Annotated in this window: 16 protein-coding genes and 3 pseudogenes; 10 read left to right on the top strand and 9 right to left on the bottom strand. The window is 43.4% G+C overall.

Annotated elements, in window-relative coordinates; genetic code table 11:
- Positions 1–3: 3 nt before the first annotated feature.
- Entirely contained in the window at positions 4–2,118 is a 2,115-nt protein-coding gene (locus L3V31_RS02260) for a type I secretion system permease/ATPase (RefSeq protein ID WP_237314387.1), read from the top strand.
- Positions 2,119–2,541: 423 nt separating this feature from the next.
- The gene (locus tag L3V31_RS02265; protein WP_237314389.1) at positions 2,542–3,132 is read left to right on the top strand and encodes a mechanosensitive ion channel family protein; all 591 of its coding nucleotides are present in this window, start codon (positions 2,542–2,544) and stop codon (positions 3,130–3,132) included.
- A 130-nt stretch (positions 3,133–3,262) separates the two neighbouring features.
- Here L3V31_RS02265 and L3V31_RS02270 read toward each other — a convergent pair whose 3' ends face one another.
- Positions 3,263–4,888: a peptide ABC transporter substrate-binding protein gene (locus L3V31_RS02270; protein ID WP_237314391.1), complete on the bottom strand. Its 1,626-nt coding sequence runs from the start codon at positions 4,886–4,888 to the stop codon at positions 3,263–3,265.
- 133 nt (positions 4,889–5,021) lie between these two features.
- Between L3V31_RS02270 and mpaA the strand changes: the two genes are divergently transcribed.
- Positions 5,022–5,732: a murein tripeptide amidase MpaA gene (gene mpaA, locus L3V31_RS02275; protein ID WP_237314394.1), complete on the top strand. Its 711-nt coding sequence runs from the start codon at positions 5,022–5,024 to the stop codon at positions 5,730–5,732.
- 194 nt (positions 5,733–5,926) lie between these two features.
- On the opposite strand, the gene L3V31_RS02280 is transcribed toward mpaA, so the two are convergent.
- The 4 genes from L3V31_RS02280 to L3V31_RS02295 all read right to left on the bottom strand — a co-directional run bounded on the left by L3V31_RS02280 (position 5,927) and on the right by L3V31_RS02295 (position 12,201).
- Positions 5,927–7,603: a FapA family protein gene (locus L3V31_RS02280; RefSeq protein ID WP_237314396.1), complete on the bottom strand. Its 1,677-nt coding sequence runs from the start codon at positions 7,601–7,603 to the stop codon at positions 5,927–5,929.
- 256 nt (positions 7,604–7,859) lie between these two features.
- The gene (locus tag L3V31_RS02285) at positions 7,860–9,881 is read right to left on the bottom strand and encodes a GNAT family N-acetyltransferase (RefSeq protein ID WP_237314537.1); all 2,022 of its coding nucleotides are present in this window, start codon (positions 9,879–9,881) and stop codon (positions 7,860–7,862) included.
- A 120-nt stretch (positions 9,882–10,001) separates the two neighbouring features.
- Positions 10,002–10,976, bottom strand: a complete 975-nt coding sequence (locus L3V31_RS02290) for a ParB/RepB/Spo0J family partition protein (protein ID WP_237314398.1) — start codon at positions 10,974–10,976, stop codon at positions 10,002–10,004.
- A gap of 7 nt (positions 10,977–10,983) precedes the next feature.
- Positions 10,984–12,201 carry an AAA family ATPase gene (locus tag L3V31_RS02295; protein WP_237314400.1) on the bottom strand — a complete coding sequence of 406 codons (1,218 nt, stop codon included), beginning with the start codon at positions 12,199–12,201 and terminating at the stop codon, positions 10,984–10,986.
- 1,239 nt (positions 12,202–13,440) lie between these two features.
- Here L3V31_RS02295 and L3V31_RS02300 point away from each other — a divergent pair.
- A complete protein-coding gene (locus tag L3V31_RS02300) occupies positions 13,441–15,411 on the top strand; it encodes a replication initiator protein RctB domain-containing protein (RefSeq protein WP_237314403.1) in 1,971 nt (656 codons plus the stop codon).
- Positions 15,412–15,701: 290 nt separating this feature from the next.
- Here L3V31_RS02300 and L3V31_RS02305 read toward each other — a convergent pair whose 3' ends face one another.
- The 3 genes from L3V31_RS02305 to L3V31_RS02315 are packed head-to-tail and all read right to left on the bottom strand — an operon-like array spanning position 15,702 to position 17,952.
- Entirely contained in the window at positions 15,702–16,169 is a 468-nt protein-coding gene (locus tag L3V31_RS02305; RefSeq protein ID WP_237314405.1) for a transcriptional regulator, read from the bottom strand.
- On the bottom strand, positions 16,169–17,101 hold the full coding sequence (locus L3V31_RS02310; RefSeq protein WP_237314407.1) for an ATP-binding cassette domain-containing protein: 933 nt from the start codon (positions 17,099–17,101) through the stop codon (positions 16,169–16,171). Before L3V31_RS02310 ends, L3V31_RS02305 begins: the two co-directional genes overlap by 1 nt.
- Before the next feature lie 2 nt (positions 17,102–17,103).
- Positions 17,104–17,952: an ABC transporter ATP-binding protein gene (locus tag L3V31_RS02315; protein ID WP_237314409.1), complete on the bottom strand. Its 849-nt coding sequence runs from the start codon at positions 17,950–17,952 to the stop codon at positions 17,104–17,106.
- A gap of 362 nt (positions 17,953–18,314) precedes the next feature.
- Between L3V31_RS02315 and L3V31_RS02320 the strand changes: the two genes are divergently transcribed.
- The 6 genes and pseudogenes from L3V31_RS02320 to L3V31_RS02345 all read left to right on the top strand — a co-directional run.
- A complete protein-coding gene (locus tag L3V31_RS02320) occupies positions 18,315–18,512 on the top strand; it encodes a hypothetical protein (protein ID WP_237314411.1) in 198 nt (65 codons plus the stop codon).
- Between the two features lie 382 nt (positions 18,513–18,894).
- Entirely contained in the window at positions 18,895–19,104 is a 210-nt protein-coding gene (locus tag L3V31_RS02325) for a DUF3283 family protein (RefSeq protein WP_237314413.1), read from the top strand.
- Between the two features lie 137 nt (positions 19,105–19,241).
- Positions 19,242–19,958 carry a YebC/PmpR family DNA-binding transcriptional regulator gene (locus L3V31_RS02330; RefSeq protein WP_237314415.1) on the top strand — a complete coding sequence of 239 codons (717 nt, stop codon included), beginning with the start codon at positions 19,242–19,244 and terminating at the stop codon, positions 19,956–19,958.
- A 222-nt stretch (positions 19,959–20,180) separates the two neighbouring features.
- Positions 20,181–20,849: pseudogene (locus L3V31_RS02335) on the top strand (hypothetical protein).
- A 9-nt stretch (positions 20,850–20,858) separates the two neighbouring features.
- A pseudogene (locus L3V31_RS02340) lies at positions 20,859–21,413 on the top strand (ABC transporter ATP-binding protein); the annotation flags it as partial.
- Positions 21,405–21,695: pseudogene (locus L3V31_RS02345) on the top strand (hypothetical protein); the annotation flags it as partial. The pseudogenes L3V31_RS02340 and L3V31_RS02345, both read left to right, overlap by 9 nt.
- A gap of 159 nt (positions 21,696–21,854) precedes the next feature.
- Here L3V31_RS02345 and L3V31_RS02350 read toward each other — a convergent pair.
- Positions 21,855–22,349, bottom strand: a complete 495-nt coding sequence (locus L3V31_RS02350) for a peptidylprolyl isomerase (RefSeq protein ID WP_237314538.1) — start codon at positions 22,347–22,349, stop codon at positions 21,855–21,857.
- Positions 22,350–22,402: the final 53 nt, after the last annotated feature.

Raw genomic sequence — 22,402 nt, forward strand, 5'->3', positions numbered from 1 at the left:
ACGATGAAAGACCCTTTGCTGAATTCGCTGATCTACGTTAGCCGTTACTATGGATTAGCTAACTCTCCGGAAGCACTTGTTAACGGATTGCCGCTCTCAGAAGGCAAGTTAACTCCGTTTCTGCTTCCCAGAGCAGCAGAGAGAGCTGGGTTGGTCGCCAAAGAAAACCGTGGAGAGCTGGAGAGTATCTCCAGCTTGATACTGCCAGCAATATTAGTTCTGAAAGGTGGTGATTCTTGTGTTTTGAATAGTCTTAGCCCAGACACACAAGAAGCGGAAATCATCACCTTAGAAAGTGGAATGGTGCCTATCTCCATTTCAATACCAGACTTACTTCAACAATATGCCGGGCGTTACTTTCTCGTCAAAAAGCAGTTCCGTTTTGATGAACGCTCGCCAGAGGTACTAAAAACCAATCAAGGTCACTGGTTTTGGTCAACATTATGGCAATCGAAACGTATTTACCGAGATGTGTTTATTGCCTCACTGCTGATTAATATTTTCGCCATTGCCGCACCAATGTTTACCCGCTTGGTATACGACAAAGTTATCCCTAACCTTGCGTTTGAAACCCTATGGGTACTGGCAAGTGGTGTGTTTGTTGTCTTTTTATTCGATTTCATTCTCAAGACATTACGCAACTACTTCATCGATATCGCGGGTAAAAAATCCGACATTCTGATTTCCTCTAAACTGTTTAGCAAAGTGATGGGGATCCGAATGGAATCCAAACCTCCTTCGGTTGGCGCCTTTGCTCGCCATCTACAGGAATTTGAATCTATTCGTGAATTCTTCACTTCTGCGACCGTCAGCGCCCTCATCGACTTACCTTTCGCGATACTGTTTTTAGTCATTATTTGGCTAATGACGGGTAACCTTGTATTCGTGCCTTTGGTCGGTGTCATCATTTTGATTATTCACTCGCTGATCATTCAAAAACCGTTGAGACGTTCGATAGAAGAAGGGTCGCGACTCGCTTCGCAAAAGTACGCCAACTTAATTGAAAGCCTATCAGGTATCGAAACAGTGAAAATGCTCAGTGCGCAAAGCCAATTTCAATATCGTTGGGAAGAAGCCGTGGCGCACATGGCAAACTGGAATATCAAAAGCCGCCGTATCACCGACAGCATACAAAACTCAGCAAGCTTTGTGCAGCAAAGTAGTAATGTCGGAATGGTGATTCTTGGTGTTTATCTAATTGCAGAAGGTGAGTTAACGATGGGTGGCTTAATCGCGGCGACGATGCTGAGTGGACGCGCCATCAGCCCTATGATTCAGCTTTCTTTACTATCTACACGCTACAATCAAGCGAAGTCTTCGATGACCATCATCAATCAAGTCATGGAAATGCCTGACGAACAGGAAGAGGGAAAGCGTTACATTCATCGCCCTATTGTTCAGGGTAAAATTGAACTTGAACGCGTCACCTTCTACTACCCTAATTCACCTGTCGCATCGATTCGTGAGTTAAGCCTGACTATTAACCCCGGAGAAAAAGTGGCAATTATTGGGCGTATAGGCTCAGGTAAAACAACGTTAGAACGTCTTATTATGGGGCTATATCAGCCCACAGAAGGGCATGTGCGCATTGATGACACCGATATCGCTCAGCTTCACCACGTCGATATTCGACGTAATATCGGCTGCGTACCACAAGATCCAAACCTATTCTTTGGATCGATACGCGATAACATCACGCTAGGCCGCCCTCTCACCGATGATCGTGATGTTATGGATGCCGCTAATCGTGCAGGGGTAACAGCATTTACTCAATCAGATCCTGCGGGTCTGGAACGTCAGGTGGGTGAAGGTGGTGCGATGCTTTCTGGAGGGCAGCGTCAGGCTGTAACGATTGCTCGGGCTCTCTTAGGGCACCCTCCGGTTCTGCTAATGGATGAACCGACCAGTGCTATGGATAACCGCTCTGAAATGCATATAAAGCATCAGTTAGCTCAGTTGAAAGCTAATGAGACGTTGATTGTTATCACTCACAAGACCGCGATGCTTGATATTGTTGACCGTGTCATCGTTATGGAAAAAGGCAGCATTATTGCGGATGGTCCAAAAGCACAGGTACTAAGTGATTTGAAACACGGTAAAGTGCGCGCCGTAAGCTAACGTCTCAACACCGCCTCTTAAACGGATGGTTTACGGGACTCACTTTATCTGAACCCAAAATAGTTGATCTCTTCTAGGAACACCCAAATAAGCACTAAGCCAACAATCACAGCCAGCATCATAATCGCTTTTTCATCTTCTTCCATATGTCTCACTTATTTGACCTCACCACAGAGAACTAAGTGCACTCGCTGCGCTAATCCACACAGATTACTAGTCGCCATAACTTTTAGACTAGCAGTAGGAAAGCGCTAATTCCGGTTCTCTGGATTCGCATTAGCCGTTTCAATTTCAGATATGCGAGATAAATCAAGTCATATTCAAGTACGAGACAAAGTTGATCAGCTAAGATGAAAATTTGTGATTACTTGCAGTAAAAAATCAGCTATAACAGCCGATTGTTAGAATTATCGAGTTGAAGAAATGAATGATTGGATCCAATTAGATCAAGTGAACCAGTATTTCAACGAAGGCTCTCTCGGATATAAAGTGTTAATGGGCATCATTGTCTTGATCACTTATCGGATCCTGAAAAGAGTTGCCAACCGAGCCATCATAAATCTTGCTTCATCGAAGGGGGTAAAAAAGGCGCGCCTAAGCTTCATTCAGCGCTGCTTTAACGTGGCGCTGTTGTTTCTGACCGCATCCACTCTTGCGATTGTCACTGGGATTGGCTACGGTGATGTATCGCTATTTTTATCCTCCATATTTGCTGTACTGGGTGTCGCGTTTATTGCCCAATGGTCGATTTTGAGTAATATCACCGCTAGCTTTTTGATCTTTTTCGCATTCCCCTATCGTGTTGGAGACCGGATCAAAGTCGTCGATAAAGATGAAGATATCAGTGGCGAGATTCAAGAAATCAGCATGTTTCACGTGTTAATCAAACACGACAGCGGCAACCTTATCACCTATCCAAATAACCAAATATTACAGAAAGCGGTATTAAAACTGGCAAAAACCAAACCGGCGACCAAGAAAACGACGTCTCGAATTTACACCCGAAGAAAGTAATCACATCCTTACCGGCCAGTCGTATCGGTGTGATTTGTGATAGAAATAAGACATCGAGTAATAAAGCTTAGACAAAATATGGTGCTGTTGAAAATAAAGCCCCGAGAGTTGGCTCTACGGGGCTTTAATATTACTTCTTAATATAGATGTCTTTTGAGTAAATACGACCTTCTACGTTGTTTTTAGCAAAGCCACCCACGTTAGGGCGCACTAACCTCGCTTGCATGTAATAGTATATTGGGGCAATAGGCACATCTGCTGCGATCAGCTTTTCTGCTTCATCGTAGTACGCCTGACGCTTTTTATTGTCTGTGGTCGCTAGTGCATTATCCATTGCCTGATCGTAGTCAGCGCTTTGGTAACGCGCAAAATTGCCTGAGGAATCCGATCTTAACAAACTCAAGAATGTCGATGCTTCATTGTAATCCCCACACCAAGAGGCACGCATGACATCAAAATTGCCTTGCTTACGCGCCACTAAATAAGATTTCCATTCTTGGTTTTCCAGTTCTACCTTCGCGTCTAAGTTTTCACTGAGCATAGACGCAATTGCCACAGCAATGGATTTATTTGACTCACTCGTGTTGTAAAGAAGTTTGAAATCGAGCGGCTTATCTTTTCCATAGCCTGCCTCTTCTAATAACTGGCGAGCTTTTTCGTCACGTTGTTGCTGTGTCCAGTTGCTGTACTCCGGCTGAGTCGCATCAAAACCAGCCGTATATTGGTGAGCAAACGTATATGCTGGTAAGTTACCAACCTGAGTCACGCCATTGGTAATGACGTCCCGCATGATTGAATAAGACACGGCCTGGCGGACTCTGACATCATCAAACGGAGGACGCGTGGTATTGAACGCATAGTAATACGTACAAAGGAGTGGCACCACTGTATACGCATCCTGGTACTCTTGTTCAAGCTTCTGTGCCATATGTGTGGGTACATCAGAAGTGATGTCTACTTCCCCAACCACATAGCGATTAATCGAGGCATTTTGATTTTCGAACGGGATGTAAGTTACGTTGGTGAGGTGCGTATTATCTGCATCCCAATAATTAGGGTTTTTCTTCAGTTCAATGCGTTCATTAACTACCCATTTATCGAGAACAAATGCGCCATTACTGACAAACTGTTTCGGATCGCTCCATGGCTTGTTCCCCTGCTCCACTGTCACTTTATGTACAGGCATCATTGATGTGTGACCTGTCATTGCCACAAAATACGGGACTTTACTTTCTAGTTCGAAACGAAGTGTATATTTGTCTAAAGCCTTAACACCTAACTCTTCAACGGGCAGTTTACCTTCTGCAACATCCGCAATGTTCTTGATACTTGTCATTTCAAGATACCAAACATTTGGTGAGGCCAATTTTGGATCCACTGCACGTCTTAACGCGTAAACAAAATCTTCAGCCGTCACCGGATCACCGTTGGACCATTTTGCATCCTTACGTAGATTGAAGACAAACGTTTGGTTATCTTTCGTTTCCCAAGACTGAGCAACACCAGGAACAATATTGCCATCACGATCTTGAATCACTAGCCCTTCAAATAAGTCTCGCAATATGTGCATTTCAGGCATCCCTTCGGCCTTTGCCGGATCGAGAGTAGCCGCTTCTGCGTCATTCGCTCGCACTAAAACTTGCTCATCGGCAAGTTGAACATCTCTAGGCATCACATCCGCAAACGCAGATGTCGTTACGACAGGGGTTAAAAGAGAGGAAATAAGTAATGTTATTGAGTGTTGTTTAATATCCATATCGTTTTTAGTTCTCCTAACTCGTCTTTTGAAGCCAGTGCAATAATTAACAAGACAACCATTGACGAAATTTAACAGTTCGGTTTATCTAAGTAATTAAAATTAATGATACTTCATCTGGTCGGAGATTATGGTGAATCTAATTCCAAGAACGGAAAGAGCTGCATTTTTAATTAGGCCCAAAACCTATGGAAAGTCCGTTTTAGGTGCGCCTTTGCTTTATTTCCCTGCTCAGATAGAAAGCAATTCACGTGGTTTGATTTTAGCGGGAACGCACGGAGATGAGACAGCTTCAATTACAGGTTTATCGTGCGCACTAAGATGTTTGCCAGAAAACTGCTTACATCATGATGTGGTCTTATCGATGAACCCAGATGGTAACCAGCTCGGTACCAGAGCAAACGCTAATCAAGTCGATCTTAATCGCGCTTTTCCAACTCAAAATTGGACTGAGCATGGTACTGTGTATCGTTGGAACTCTCATACTCCAGTACGCGATGTAAAAGTAAAAACGGGTAATGTTAATCAACTAGAGCCAGAAGTAGCCGCTCTGATCAATCTCATCGAAGAAAGACGACCAAAGTTCGTGGTCTCCTTCCATGAACCGCTAGCCTTTGTAGATGACCCAAAATTTTCTGACTTAGCAAAATGGCTCAGTAAGCAGTTCGACCTCCCATTGGTCGATGATGTGGATTACGAAACTCCTGGTTCATTTGGCACTTGGTGTAGTGAACGAGAACTACCGTGTATCACTCTGGAGTTACCAACCGTATCCTCTGATTTAACTACTGAGCAGTACCTTCCTGCGATTATTGCATTACTTCAGTACGAGCCCGCTATCTAACGTTTACCACAGAAAGGTAATTTTATATATGCGTCGAAAAAAGAAAGACATAGGATGTGATTTACAGTGTAAAGCGCCCTTATATCGGCGGAGTCAAACATCCGTAGTGTTTGAAGACACTGCTCTGTGTAACACCCGATAAACCAGAATGCGATACCTAAACGGCAAAAGTTTAAGTGACAAAAAACTGCTGTCTACGCAATTATGAATTCTTGTTCGAGACTTGCGGACACATTGATTTCGTATTGATTAAATCGAAATGTGCAACCACCGTGAGTGCGTTTAGTTGTCACATGCTCGTTACTAAACTGAACGGTTACCCGAGAAAAAACATGTTCTTTCGCTACCACTGTGTTTTCTTTTAGCGCAAGCTCAAACGCTATCTCGGTCTGATCAAGTTTCAGCTTTAACTCTTCCACTAGGCGGTTATTTTGGGATTTTAACGTTTCTATTTCCACACGTTCTTCGTGATTGCGTTCTTCTTTTGGGCGCTTTTTGAATTCTAACTCTTTGCGGATGATATCCATTATTCCAGCTTGTGCGTTTTTATATTGTTCCTTTAAGTTGCCAATATGCTCCTTATACAAGGAATAGCCTGTGAACGCTTCGACCCTGGTTGCTGTATCCCCCTCTACGCCCAGTTGCAAACACAACACGCTTTTGGCGACTTTGGCATGGCCACCACTCAGTGTGCCATTTTTGCCACTCGCATCCAGAACTGTCAGGCTCTTACCGCAAGTGATTTCGTTATTCATGCTATGCACTGCGAGCTCAATGTCTTTACCTGCTGATAGTTCGCTATACTGCGCGTAACTAGCCCGAATAGAACCTTTGGTTTTGACCCGACAACTTCTAGGTTGGCCATCACTAACGGTATGACCAATAATTCCTTTACCGACCAGAATGTCATCGCGCGCTTGAACATCAGCGGACTCAATAAATCCACCTACCATAATCGAGCCTGTCGCCTGAACAATCATGCCAGATTCAATGTTGCCGCCAATAATCACGTTACCTTTAAATTTAACGTGGCCAGTATTAACGCCAACATTATTGAGGCATAGTGCGTTGTCGACTTCGATTGTATTGTTCTTTATTAGTGGCGTACCTGAAATTGAAGCAATGAGAAGATTTGGATCACTTGAACAAACTTCGCTACCTTTGCCCGGTTTGAGAGCGGTATCTTTGCCCGTATGCGCAGGTATAAGTCGGCCTTGGACAGTGAAGCCGGGGACCCCTTTAGTAGCAGGAGTGCGGCGCATGAGTTCGTCACCTACATTGACAGAGATTGTTTCGCCAAGATTTCTCAAGTCTATTTTATCGCTACTCGATTGCCCCTGTTTTGGCTTGAGTATACGTTTGGTGATGTCTTTTACCAGAGGCGTAAAAATAGAGTCTTTACCTTTGATTGGCGGTTTACCAACAGCAACAGGTTGTGTGAACCTTGCTCCGGGCTTAAGTTGACCACTGACCAGCATTACTTTCTTTAACGCGAGTTTGTTGATTCCCTTGGTAACCTTTGCTTGTGCAAGTGCCCTAACAATTTCTTCTCCACGTAATCCGCGTCCGCCATAAGCGCCGGTTACGGTGATACTTGCAAGCATATCGTTATTGGACAACTCTACATTAATCTGTGCGTCTTTCTTCTGAGCGACCACGACGCCTTTATAAGCTAGCGCGTCTCGAACTCTCACGCATTCAATAAATCGGCTGACCGCGTCATCCTCAACAAATAACGAATCGGCATTCATTAACGTAAGTTGCGTAAGTAACTCTTTTCGATCGAACTCACTTTCCAAATCCACATCTGGAGCAAGACGAGCGATTATCCTTGTTTTATCCTCAGACCATTCAAGACACAGCTTCCACATAGCGATACCACTTTGCTGAACATCAACACCATCAGTCTAACTAAAAATATTTTCTCGACAAACTGTGCAGTCTTAATAATCAAGCTTATATCACTAATAGTGAGATAAATGTCAATTCCGCCAAGTCAGCGAATAGTATCGTGAATTTAATCTAAACCAGCTTAAAAAAGGACAAATAAAAAAAGAGGCGATTTACAGTGTAAACCCCTCTTCTTCGTTGTTTTAATTTACAGTGTAAATCTAATTAAAGCCTGCTTTACAGTGTAAATTGTTTCAGAAGCAACTGCACTTCCCGCCGAATTTCTTGTTCAACTTGCTTACGTCCAGTCAGTTTGAACTGTTTCGCACAGCTCTCCCAATCATGGTTAAGGAATAACTTGCAGATCATTAAATCGGAAACTGATACTAAGCCATTTTTCAATAGCCACTGTTTTAACCACACAAACACAGATTCGTAACTACCACCACCTAGAGCGTAATTACGAATAAGCATAAGTTGGCAAGGATGAAGAGCGATCTCCATTCTTGGCGCATCGAGTAAACTTCGATATAAACTAGGCTGTAACTTCGAGTAAACCAGATTGCCGCTCATCGACATAAACTCACATAAAAGTAGCTCAGCGTCATCAATCCATTTCTGCGGTTTATTGGCCAACTGTCTGACCATCAATAGAGAGTAACACCCACTTGCTGCATCGCGCATCGTACCAAGACGAATCGGCTGATAACCGACGCAGTTCCAAAAGCGCAACAGCTCATCTGTCAAACCGAAGCTGGTGGAAAGATAATTGACGTGAGAAGGTAGAGACAACTCAAGTTGAGAAAGCATCCTCTTCCCGAGTCCTTTATTTTGTAACTCAGGATGAACCGCAATACGCATAATACGAAGCGTTGAAAGCCGACCCACATCAGGCATGCCGAGCTGATTGATAATAGTAACAGGGGCTAGATGACCAGGCGGACGACGTCTACCGAGCTGAATATCAGAAATAATAATCTCATCTAAACTGCCCTCTTCAACCGTCATGATAACGCCGACTATTTTCTTTTCACTCGTTGCTACATAAATAGAACTATATTCATCTTGAAGTAAGTGCAGCAAATCATTCGGAGAAGTTTGATAGTGTGCATTCACCAAAAGAGCAAAACAGTCACGTAGTAAACTCGGATTAGAAACCAACTCATGCTTTGCAACTTTTTCAAGTAGGAACTCTTGCGCAACCACGGATGGAGGGGCTGTCAGTTCTGCATCCAATACAAATGCTTGATATAGCCAGGACTCAAGAATATCACCTTCGCTCCAGCGGATTGGTTGCTTAAGATGACATGTTTTCATTCCGGCTCTATGCTTTCTCAGCCAGTCAACAAACTTAAGCGTAAATCCGCGTCCACAACCCTCGTAACCGTGAATGGTGCTAGAAAACACAAGGCGGTGGAAATGAGCAGTCATCTGCTGCAGCATAGGAACTGGAATTGCAGCGGCTTCATCGACAAGTAGTAAGTCACATTCTGGTAGCGACGCGAGTAACTCGTCCGGCGCGATAAATTGTATACTCCCCTGCCCGGCTTCAAATCTGTCTTTTCTGATACGCTGGCCGCTTGGCAATATTCGTTCTGCGTGTAAGAAAACCGGTTCTACCGCTTTAATAGATGGTGCTGTCACTAACACTCGCAACGGCTTATTTTGTAATAAGTTCGCACACGCGATCCCAAGGGCACTGCTTTTCCCACGGCCACGGTCTGCGGTTAACACTAAAGGGCGTTTTCGGTGACCCGTTACGACTTTTTCAATCGCCGCAACAGCCTGCTCTTGTTGTGTATATTGGGAAGTTTTACTGCTAAGTTCAAAACTTGGTAACTCAGGCACAGTTTGATGTTGCTCTAAGACAAGTAATTTCTGCCACTGAGACGCCATCCAGCGTTGAGCGCAGTTTGATGGCTCAACATTATCAGTAGCAACAATCAGAATTCCGCCACCAACCAACGAACCCAACGCCGCTGAGAAGCTGTTCGCATCAAAGTTTTTACGCGCATCATAGACGAGCACATCACATTCTCTTCCCAGTAACATATGCCCTTGTTTGGCAGATACTGAAAAAGCGTCTCCTAACGCCCATTCACCCACACAAAACCAACGTAATTCTTGATGAGTTTGATAGAACGAAGCGATAAGTTCGTTTTGCCAACAGCCATCACCTTGGATAGCTACGCCAATGCGTTGAAAAGACTGGAAAGCCTTTTGTTGAAGTAAAGCGAGAAACTCAGTGTGTGTGTGCATGCTGTATACCCAAGGTTTAACCAACGCCATATTACCACAACTGAAACAGGCTACGGATCGACAACCAAAAACAACAGGCATAAAAAAACCGCCCGAAGGCGGTTGGAGTTTTGATAAACGTTATTGCAATTTGCTATGAACAAAAGCAAGAATTTCTTCCATCAAACTATCATCTACTTTTTTAAGGTTCAGAGCCAGATTACTACCCTTACGGCTGTAACTTGCGCGACCTTTTATCAAATCGACTTTGTCTACCTTCGGCGATGGTTTGGCTGGCGATAATTCGCTAATCCAGCTTTCTAAGCTTTCTGTGACTTCTTTAGTTAAACGAGCAACACCTTGAGCTGTGCTGCGCTGCCACAAGTATCCTTCCGTTGTACGACACTTATCTAATAACCCTTGCTGCTGTTCAGCGCTTAGGTTTGTGAACTGCTTGTGCAATTTAACGATAGTTGGACGCCCAAGGTCGCCTACATTGGGATACGCTTGAAGCAATTCGAGTGGTAACGAGGCCGCTTTTAGTGCACCACTCACCAGAGCTTCACTGCATTGGAACATTTTCGCTAGTGCTTTCTGGTCTTCTGCTTCGCCGCTGTCCAACTTAGCCTGCATCTCCTTACCTTTCTCATAAAGAGAGAGAGGCTTGTGAGCGTTTGCTACATCAGAGAGGAACTTAGCATGATGAGAGTTAATGTTGTCACCAACATAAACCAGAAAATCCTGCTCAGCCAGAATACAAGATTTACGACGACGACTACCGTCTAATACTTCAATCTTGCCATCTTGAGTGCGACGGCCGACTGCAGGATACTGCTGACCACGCTCTTTTAACGTAACCAATACATCAGATAAAGCGTGCTCATTCAAGAAAGATTGTTCACGTGCGTTATCAACAAATACTGTTGTTTCTAACTCAACCTTGTCAGCAGGAATGCGGACCAACTCGAATTGAACAGTATTTTCACCTGCGACAGCTAACTCGATTGTTTGCGTTTTTTCTTTTGCAGCGGTTTGCGCTTCTTGAGGCGTCGCTACACGGCGTTTATTCGTTTTGCCAAATAATTTTGCGTTTAGTTCAGACGTTTTCAAAGCCATTTACTTATTACCCCTGATTCAATGACGGCCAATTAGAGTGCAATACACGCTCGAGTTCAAGTGCGCTCTTATGAACAGCATCTTGAGCAGTTGCCAGCGTTTTCTTACCACCTTCAAAGTCACTCACAGTGAGATCAAACACCGTACTATAGGTATCAGCACAGGTTTCAAACGCACGACTACGCGGAATGGTCGCCATCATAACTTGGTCACCTAGAAGATAGTTCATTTCAGTTAACACAGAAACTTGCTTCTTATTGTCGTCCTCAAACATGGTTGGCATCAAGCGTACAAACTCAAGACCATTCCAATCTTCTGGGAACATTTCATACACTGTTGGTAAATGTTGGAAGAAGTTTACCGTTGAAGCCCAGTCAAGACGTTTTGCTGCGCATGGAATCAGTAATGCGTTAGACGCATACATTGCATTCCAAACCAACGGATCCACGTGAGGGCCGGTATCAATCATGATGATATCGAAATCGTCTGCAATTATGTCGATAAGCTGCTCTTTTAACAAACGAACGATATCTAAAGATGGATCTTCAGATAAGGTTTGCCAAGCTTCCGCATTAAACATCGCGTCTTCAGGGAAAGCAGAAATTGACTTCAAGTTTGGATATTGCGTAGGCAGTAATACATTCTTATGCAAAAATTCACTGTCAATCTCAACGCCGTCCGGCACGTTACCTAACATAATATCAACAGCAGAATAGATATTATCGTGTTCGGCGACACTGATTTGTGGATTTAAGAATAGACGTAGAGAGCCTTGTGGATCTAAGTCAATCAAACAAATACGGTAGCGTTTATCTAAGTTAAGCGCTAAACAGGCAGCTAAATGTACCGCCGACATCGATTTACCCGTACCACCCTTTTGGTTTTGTACGTTGATAATCCACGGCTTATTACCATTGTTTTTTTTACGCTCGTAGAACTTAGGCACCTCAGCCGCATCCATTAGCATGTGCGCTTCTTCTAACGTAATGGAATAGTGATTAGCGTTGTTCTTAGTAAATTGATGGCCATCGGCTTCCATTTTACCAATCGCGTCATCGAGTTTTCGACGAGTCAAGCCCGAACGGGTTTCCATCATTGCCTTAGACATTGGAGGGAAGTAATTGTCACTTCGCTCTTCCAAAACAATCTCAATACGGTCAGCTTGAACCTGTTGTGTGAGCTCTGCTAACTCATGAAGGTTTTCAATCGTTTTTTCTCTTTTCATGCCAATTTCCGTTGAAAGGATATCTGGTTGCAATTGTACAGCAGTGAACACCAATAACAACAAAAAGGTGCACAAACATTTTGAATAACAATCACATAAAAAAACAATAAAATCGACTCTTTTATGAATTATGGTGAAAAATATATAAAAATTTAATCAAAAAAGTTCGGATAAATACTTTGCTGACTCTATAAATAAAAAGTGTTACAGCGTCACACATTTACAATGTAAATTAAAATTTATACGGAACGATTACAATGAACGGCTAAATTACGGATTATGTAAAATCAATATGTATAGACAAAAAAATGGATAAACAAGAGTGAGATTCTCTTACGAGATACTTACTTGATCATGCTTCCAAAGCAATTAAGGCTGTTTTTTAATAGATCCCTCGGAAAGATGATCAAGAGATAAGCTTGATCATCTTTCCGGGTTGTAACCAACACACGAAAGCATGATCATGGTAAAAAAGGGGAGGGCGTAACCAAACGGACGTAATACTGTGTGATCAAACCATCGGAAAAATGATCAAGTGAATATGTTTCTCGGAAGCATGCTTTTTATCCGCCATTTTACGGACGAATGCAGATATACTGGGGCATTCAGAGAATCAAGAGCAAACCAAGCTCGGAACGATGAAATAAAAACATCGAATTTGATAAGTACGACTATCATGATCATGCTTCCTAAATTTAGGACAGATATAGAGTTTACATGCTAAAGACTGATTTCTGATGATATTTTCAACACATGAATAATTTGCCACCAAAATTAGACTTTAATCAGGCATCACCATTGTGCTTGATCATCGATCCGGAACTTTAGAGGCAGTAAAAACCATGTTATTTACACCTTGGTTGATCAAGCAAACCTTCACTTCTGTGGATAACCTGTACAAACATCATGATCATCGTTTCAAGACTATTTTGATCATCTTTTCAGAAGCTTAATGATCATGCTTACGAGAGAATATGATCATGCTTTCAAGAGTTTGTTGATCATCGTTTCGTAATATTCATGATCATAGTTCCGATAAGGCTTCCAAGAATTCATTTTAATAACAACAACTTAAAAAGATAAAACTCACCAGATCAATAGATCATATAATCAATTAAGATCATAATAATCAAAAAGATCAGTTATTTAAAAAACAAGATTTTTTCTTTATTTATGATCTGTTTTTCTTTATTCTTCGGAACCATAGCACAACTACGGCTAGTGTGATCTGGATCTAAAATGATGGCTGATGAAAAAATTCTGATTAAAGCACCAAGAAGCCACAAAGATGGGCATCTTTTTGAAGTACATGAATCTTCTGCAGACTGGGTAGAACAATACCAACACTTCAAAGGGGTGACCAAAAGTATCTTAGAATTGCTTAATCTGATCTCATTGAGAGGTTTCAGCAGTAAAGATGGACTCGTATCAACCACTGAAATCGTTGGAGCAACAGATGGTCAATTGACTCGTGCTGCGCTCCAACAACGATTACGAGCGGCAGTAAACATTGGTTTATTTACTCAAACTCCGGTTCGTTTTGAAGAAGGTCTGGCAGGTAAAACCATGCTTCACAAGTTTGTTAATCCCAATAAGCTAATTTCTGCTTTGGGTGCAACGAGCTTAGTCACTGAAAAAGTCCGTCAGAATGAAAAACAAAAACGCTCAAAAGCACTAGCACAAACGCAAGTAAACAAACGCTTGCTGACAGAACATGGCTTAAATACGCCACCGACGATGAAAGATGAAGTGGATCAATTCGTCGTCTCTCCAACTAATTGGGCAGGGATCATCGACCAAGCTCTGGCGCCACCGCGTACACGCAAGAGTTATCAGAAATCAATGGTGTCGATTTCTGGCACGAAAGCGGTAATAGAAACACGATCGTCAAAAAATATCATGACAGTAGATGATCTGATGACCTTGTTTGCTCTGTTTACTCTGACCGTGCAATACCATGATCATCACAAAGATCAGTACCACCTTGATGCTGCTCATGTACCAAACAAAACACCGCTGTATATTACTGATATCCTGTCATTGCGTGGCAAAAAGGATAGTGGACCTGCGCGTGATTCCATCCGTGATAGTATCGATAGAATCGAATTCACCGACTTCCAGTTGCATGAGCTTACAGGCCGTTGGTTAAGCGAAAACATGCCGGAAGGCTTTAAAAGTGATCGATTCCGCTTTCTAGCGCGAACGATCACCGCGTCAGAAGAAGCGCCTGTTGAGGGCAGCGATGGTGAGATCCGAATCAAACCCAATTTGTACATATTGGTTTGGGAGCCGTCATTTTATGAGGAGTTACTTACTCGTGATTACTTCTTCCTGTTTCCACCAGAGATCCTGAAACAACATACTTTAGTGTTCCAGTTATATTCCTTTTTCCGTAGTCGCATGGTTCGTCGCCACACGGATTGTATGTTACTTAGTGAGTTGAATCAGAAGTTAGCGCGTAACATCGAGTGGCGTCGATTCTCCATGGATCTGATCCGGGAATTGAAACGATTATCTGATGGTAAAGGGACGGAAGATCTTTTTGTTGTGAACTTATGGGGCTACCACCTGACGATCGAAACCATGATCGAGAAAGGAAAAGTCATGGATTACCAGATCGATATCAAGTGTGATGTTGAGGAAGTCTTGCGTTACTCACGTGCCCGTACCACAAACGCAGGAAAGCGTAACATGGCTCCTACGCTGCCAAACCCACTTCGTAATGAGATGGTATCCAAGCAACAACTGGAAGAGCTCTCAGGCATCATTGACGGCGAATTTGAGCCTATTCAGCGCAAAGCACCGTCTCCCCGCGGTAATTTAGGGCGTAGGATCAAGCAAAGAAAACACCTAGTTGAGATTAATGCAGATGAAATTACCATTACTCTATCCAAATATACCTCACCAGAGGCTCTGGAACGCAGCGTAACGGCGTTATCAGCAATGACAGGGCACTCGTACGCCTCGATTAAGGAAGAGTGTTCTGAGTACATTGAGAAGCTTGACTGGTTAAGAGTCGGAGATGACCCGTTACCTTATGAGACTCTGAGTAAGACCGTAGAGCTGTTCAATACGCAAAATGATCTGAAACATCTTACTATTGAGCGTCTAATTGCCGGTTTAGCTGTCCGACGTAAGGTCTGTAGACAAATTTATGATGGTCATATGGATGAGATGGTGTATCGAGCACTGGATGAAATGGCGATTTAACATCACTCAGCTTTATGTATTGAAACCGATTAATGCGACTGATTGATTTCAAATGTAAATATATATTTCGATAATAGAAAACAGACCTAACTCTAACATAATGATGACATAGCATCTCGGGGTCGAGACTAAGCTTAATCTCGAATAGACAACCTTTTGTCCTTTCTGATGATTTATAGATAGGCTCATATATTGTTACATTCATTCTGAATAGACTTCGCGAGTTTCTGCTTAGGAAACTCGCTTTTTTTTGTCTCAAATTCAGGGACAACCTTGATCATTTTTCCGGATTAATGATGTAATCCTTGATCATGCTTCCTAGTTTCATTCCAATTTAAAGATCGCATCAAAGCCACGTGTGACTCGATCAAGTTATTGGCTTGTTGTTGCCACTCACTTTGATCGCACTGCTGATTACAAAACTCTAAAGCTAACACAGTGAGATGCTGCAAACGTTTCAAACACCAGTCTTTAATCTGAATATCGGTTGCGAGCTGACACGCGGCTTGTTCCAATTTCGCACTTGTGTAGAGCAAGGTTTGATAGGCTTTTTGATGGTCATGATACCTGGCGTGTTGGAACACTCGTAAACAACCGTCAAGCCAACAAGCAATCGCTTTGCTTTGCGGCTCGCTCAGCTCTGGCCCGAATACGTCAGTTGGAACTTGATATAAGATCGATTCTAATGCATCAACTTGATCATGCTTCCGATTTTCATACCACATCGAGATCTGATCTTGCCAGGTACTCAATTCCATTACGCTGCCTCAGTCCATTGTTTTACAAAGTGATTTGGCCCTATTTGCTCAAATTCGTCGACAATGATGCTGCTTCGACTACGAATTTCATCGGCGTCTACCGAATAGTTTGGTTCATTTTCCACTAAGTTACCAAAAGGAAGGTCTGGATCAGGAACGGCAGAAATCAACAGCTTAGTATAAGGGTGCTGCGGGTTCTTGAGGATTGAGTGAGTATCACCCCATTCAACGATTTGCCCCTTGTACATCACTGCGGTTTCTTCTGCGATGTAGTGCGCGGTCGCCAGATCATGAGTTATATACAAAAAGCCAATTCCAAGATCTTGCTTCATTCGTTGCATTAAATTCAAAACGCCCAAGCGAATGGATACATCAAGCATCGATGTCGGCTCATCCGCGAGAATTATTTGTGATCCAACGGCGAGAGCACGTGCTAAATTAACCCGCTGGCGTTGGCCACCACTCAGCTCGTGTGGGAACTTATTTAACGTTTCCTCTGGTAATTCCACCAGCTTCAATAGATCTAGCAAGCGGGCTGATATGTCACGATCGCTTTTGACTTGCTTATGAATCTTTAGAGGGCGAGTAAGGTGATGGCGAATCGTATGCGTTGGATTGAGTGAGCCAAAAGGATCTTGAAAGACCATTTGTACCCTACTGCGATACTCTTGGATGTCAGAGCGGGACGAGATCTCATTGATGTCTTTACCATTAAACAGGATCTTTCCATCTGTAGCCGGATAGACTTTCGTGATCAAGCGCGCACAGGTACTTTTACCACAGCCAGATTCACCGACCAAAGCCAGTGTTTTCCCTGCATACAGATCAAAACTAACACCTTGGAGTGCACGAAAGGTTTCCTCTTTCGCTAAACCACCACCGACGTTGAACTCTTTAACCACGTTTTTCATTTGGATGATAGGCTGGTTCATGATTAGGCTCCTTGTGTCTCAGGTTGCTTGTGGACGTCGTGAATGTTTGGGAAAGAAGCCCATAGCTTTTGCGTATACGGATGTTGAGGGTGATTACGAATTTCGTAAGCTTGGTTAACTTCGACAATTTCTCCGTGGCGCATGATGGCGATTCTGTCGCACAATTGGCTCATTAGTGCCAAGTCATGGGTGATAAAAAGTACCGAGAACCCGAATTCATCTCTGAGCTGATAGATTTGCTGTAAAATTTCTCTCTGTACAACGACATCTAAAGCCGTCGTTGGTTCGTCCATAATGATCAGCTTCGGATTGAGAGACAGGGCGATGGCTATAACTAAGCGCTGACGCATCCCACCAGAAAATTGATGTGGGTATTCGCTTAGCCGCTCTCGAGGAATATTGACCAAGTCCATCAACCTCTCGGCTTGAGCCTTCGCTTGAGCATTGGTCAAGCCTTGATGATGACGCAATACATCGGCAAATTGCTCTAGAATCGTTAAGACTGGGTTGAGTGAGTTCATCGCGCTTTGAAAAACCATCGCGATTTCGCTCCATCGCAGAGCCGTCAGCGCAGAATCTGAGAGGCAGAGGATGTCTTTACCCTCAAACAGTATTTTGCCGCCAGAAATAAACGCAGGCGGCTTATGGAGACGATTTATCGAGAACGCTATCGTGCTTTTTCCACACCCCGATTCACCTGCCAGACCAAATACCTCCCCTTTGCCGATATCAAAACTGACGGATTTCACTGCATTAAAATCACCATTATCAGTGATGTAATCGACACACAAATCTCTGATCTGGATGACCGGATCATTGTGGTATGCATGATTTAAGTTAATACCACTCATATAAACACCTTACCAATCTAAAAGATAATTATTATCATTATCATGGCGGGAAGGTTTTTAGAAAGTAATAAACGGAGAATCAGTGAAGTGACTCGAAAGTTAAGTGAAACAAATAGTGGTTTATGGTGTAGGTTATAAACGTCAAAGAGGACAAAAATGAGAGCTGGATCAGCACACTTTTGTTAGGGGTAATTGTTTAAATTTAATCTTAATTCATTCCTTTGGCAAAGCTTAAATGATGAATCTGTTAATGAGTTAGTGAAAGGTAGGGAGGGTTCACATTTCCCTATCGTTTTTCTTACCACACCCAATGGGGTTTGCTATAGATTACTCATCGAAAACATGGTGTGTTCGGAGGAAATATGTCCATTAATTCTATCGACCATGAAGAAATGAGTAACATTGCTCACAAGTGGGAACTACCTGAAGAAGAGTCCGTTGTGCAGCCTGACAAAACCGTGAAATCGGCAGAAGCCAGAAGACGCATTGAGGCACTTCGTGAAATCCGTGAAAGCGGTTTGACGATGGAAGAAGCCAGAGAACTGGGTTTGATTCACTGATTCATCTTTGTCACCAACAAACAATGTAAAGGGTAGCATTCAGCTACCCTTTTTAATTTTTGCACCAGCACATCAACGTCTATTGTTTTATCTATAGTTAATCCGCCTTTCTACAGAAGCATTCGCCGGACAACCACGTAATCAAAGCGTGTTGTCCCTTTGGTAAGCGTGGCCTGTTTACACTGTAAATGGAGCTTGCAAAAAATGACGTTATCGGGATGCGTTGTAAGGGATATTTATTCACAGCCGAACGCGTTGAAATTTGATGCGATACTGACACCAGTAGTTTGAAATTGATCAAGTTAAGTTCGTTTCTATTCTCCAATTGCGAGTCGGTATGCTATAGTGCGCGGCTAGTATTTAAAGTACCTTGAGGCTGTGAATGTCGTTTAATCTATCCCTATTGCCGCCTGATGAAAAAAACAAAATCGAGCTGGATAAGCAAGCGTCGTTTTTGGTTTGGAAACTCAGAGAGGCCAAATCTGGTCCTGAAGTGATAGAAGAGCAACTGTCTAAGATTAACGATGCTGATGAAAAAGCGTTTTTCCAGCAATCGGTTGAAAAGTACAAGCGAGTAATGGGTGTCGCGTAACGCGAATTGTGGCTTTGGTGTGAATCAATGTGGCGAATGAGATAACTTCCCCATTCCTCTGCAAAGCGAAAATTGAAAAGGTTTCGCTTTTTGCTAAAATCCTTCGCATTAAATTTGAATTTAGAGAGAACATCCCGATGGGAAGAAGTTTTGAAGTGCGCAAAGCCTCAATGGCGAAAACAGCGGGCGCAAAAATTAAAGTTTATTCCAAATACGGTAAAGAAATTTACATGTGCGCGAAAAATGGCGGTGCAGATCCAGACATGAACTTGTCTCTTAAGCACCTGATCGCGAAAGCGAAAAAAGACCAAGTTCCTGCACACGTTATCGACAAAGCGATTGATAAAGCGAGTGGCGGTGGCGGTGAAGATTACCAACCAGCGCGTTACGAAGGCTTTGGCCCAGGTGGCACAAGTGTTATCGTGGATTGTCTAACAGATAACGGCAACCGTACTTTCCAAGATGTTCGCCAGTGTTTTGTAAAAACAGGCGCGAAAATTGGTGTTGAAGGTTCTGTATCTCACATGTTCGATCACCAAGCGGTATTCCAGTTCAAAGGCGATGATGACGAAATCATTCTAGAAACGCTAATGATGGATGACGTTGATGTGACTGACGTTGAACTTGAAGATGGTGTGATCACTGTATTTGCACCTCACACTGAGTTCTTCAAAACAAAGACTGCACTAAACAATGCATTCCCAGATCTGACTCTTGATGTGGAAGAGATCACTTTCGTTCCTCAAACTCACACTCCGATCGCGGGTGAAGATGCTGAGAAATTCCAGAAGTTCCTAGACCTTCTTGATGACTGTGATGACGTTCAGCAGGTTTACCACAACGCTGAGCTGTAATTCGTTCGCGAATTCGATTGAAAAGGCTTCCTTCGGGAAGCCTTTTTTGATCGCGCCGTAAGTGAATCTTCAATCTTGCAGATTGGGAGATCAATACAACCATTCATCCGTGCTAACCCCCATTCACTCCGCAAAAAGACCGTTGGTCGCATCTCTCAGCAGGGAAGGGCACCTTTCCTTAATCTGAAACCATCTAATTACTTTTGACCAAGGACAGTTACCATGATGGCTTTCAATTCGCACTTCGCTTCGAGATTCAAATTATTCAGTACTCTGCTTACCGTTCTCGCGCTAAGCAGTAGTTTCGCATTTGCCAACCCAACGGATTCATTACTCCACCGATTTAACCAAGCTGAACAGGGTGCTCCAGGCATGGTAGATAGTGTTCATGACGAGTTATCTGCTCTGCTTGAGCAGCAAGGAGCAACGCCTTTGACCTTGGTATACCTCGGTTGCATCCAAACTCTGCAAGGTCGGGATGCGTTTATGCCTTGAAATAAGATGAAGTTCGCTGAGCGAGGCCTCGCGACGATACAAAAAGGTTTGGATTTGATGGCTAGCCAGCCGATACCGCTTCAAGAGCAGCAACGATTGCAAGGCTTACCGGAATACCAGTTAGCGACCGCGATGGCTGCGACAACTTATACTGCACTTCCTGATATGTTCAATCACTTTGAGCGAGGCTATGAGCTGTACCTTGCTTTACTCAACGATCCAAGCTTCCAGCAATAGCCTTTTTCCTCTACCGAATGGGTTTATCGTTACGCCATTGAGGCCGCTTTACGCGCCGACGATCAGACACAAGCCAAAGCTTGGTTGGCGGAGATGGAGCGCTTAGATTATGCCAATCCTGAAACGCAAAACGCTAAGTCTCTGATCGCGAAACATTAAGGAGCCATTATGATTACTTTCAATCAACCCAGTCGTGATTATGTCTTAGGGAACCAGATGGTTCATGCGCTGAGAAACGTGTCAGGGGAGGTGTTTGCCGGAGAGATGGCCGCGCTGTGTGGTCCTTCTGGTTCGGGAAAAAGCACGCTCCTCAATATTCTTGGCATGCTGGATACGCATTATCACGGGTAAGTGACCTTTAAAGGAAGCCCGTACCCAACCGGACAAATGGAAGCCGCTAAAATGCGCCGTCAAAAGCTCGGTTTTGTATTCCAGAAATTCAACTTAGTGCCAGTGATGACGGCCATAGAGAATGTAGCCTATCCGTTGCATCTCAACGGTTTTTCCGAAGCCGAACAAACCAGGCTAGCGAGCGAAATGCTTGAACTCGTGGGGCTTGGGGAGTTCATTCACCATATGCCAGATAACTTGTCGGGAGGTCAGCAGCAACGAGTCGCGATTGCGCGCGCTCTGGTCCACAAACCGGCACTCGTGATTGCAGATGAACCCACCGCCAGTCTGGATAGCCAAAGTGCCAATAAAGTGATCGATATTATGAAAGGGCCATTTCTGGATGTGCGAGAAGGACAGACGCTGTCCAATATCCACGCTTCACGTTACGACCCTGCAGAACCGGAAGTAATGTTAGGTGTGGATCTCGCCAGCAATCTGAGCGTAAGCGTAGGTGACTGGATCACACTACTGGCTACGACTACGGACGGGGCTCTCAATGCTTATGACTTTAAAGTCCGCGGCGTCTATTCAACGGGCGTTCGGGTTTGTCGAATCAATAAAGTTAATAAAGATTTTTCAGGACGAATGTTTGTTCACATTGGTAATACGAAACTGGCGGTAAGTCGAGCCTCGCAAAGTTTATTTAAAGGCATGTGACCGTTACTTTGCAAGGCGCTAGGTTCTTTACACTGTAAACTACGCTCTTATTCTATTAAAAGTATACCTATCCAATCTTTGTGAAATTGTGGCGTATCTTTGTGTTGGTCAGGTTTAGTCCCTTATTGTCACTTTCTCGATAATAATGGGATCGCAAGGAACATCATCATGACCGAGTTTAGACTCTGTTTTCACTTCTTCGATGCGATTTACCACATCCATACCAGCGGTGACTTTGCCGAATACTGCGTAGCCCCAACCTAGATTTGTGGTGGCGGTATGATCGAGAAAGTCGTTATTTGCCAAGTTGATGAAGAATTGTGCGGTGGCGGAATGTGGCGCATCAGTGCGAGCCATTGCAATAGTACCAATGGTATTTTTTAAGCCGCGGTTTGCTTCATTTGCAATTGGTGCTCGGGTGGGTTTTTCTGTCATGTCTTCAGTATGGCCACCACCTTGGATCATAAAACCCTTAATGACACGATGAAAAATCGTACCGTTATAAAAGCCGTCTTCACAGTATCTTGTAAAATTTCTTGAGCTTACGGGGGCTTTTTCGGTATTCAGTTCAATTTCTATATCACCGAAATTGGTTGTCATAATGATCATGCGTTTTTCTCGATTCGAGTTTGGGGAAGGCATTATAGCTCAAGTGATTCTGT

The sequence above is a fragment of the Vibrio sp. J1-1 genome, from assembly GCF_021728395.1.
Lineage (GTDB): Bacteria > Pseudomonadota > Gammaproteobacteria > Enterobacterales > Vibrionaceae > Vibrio.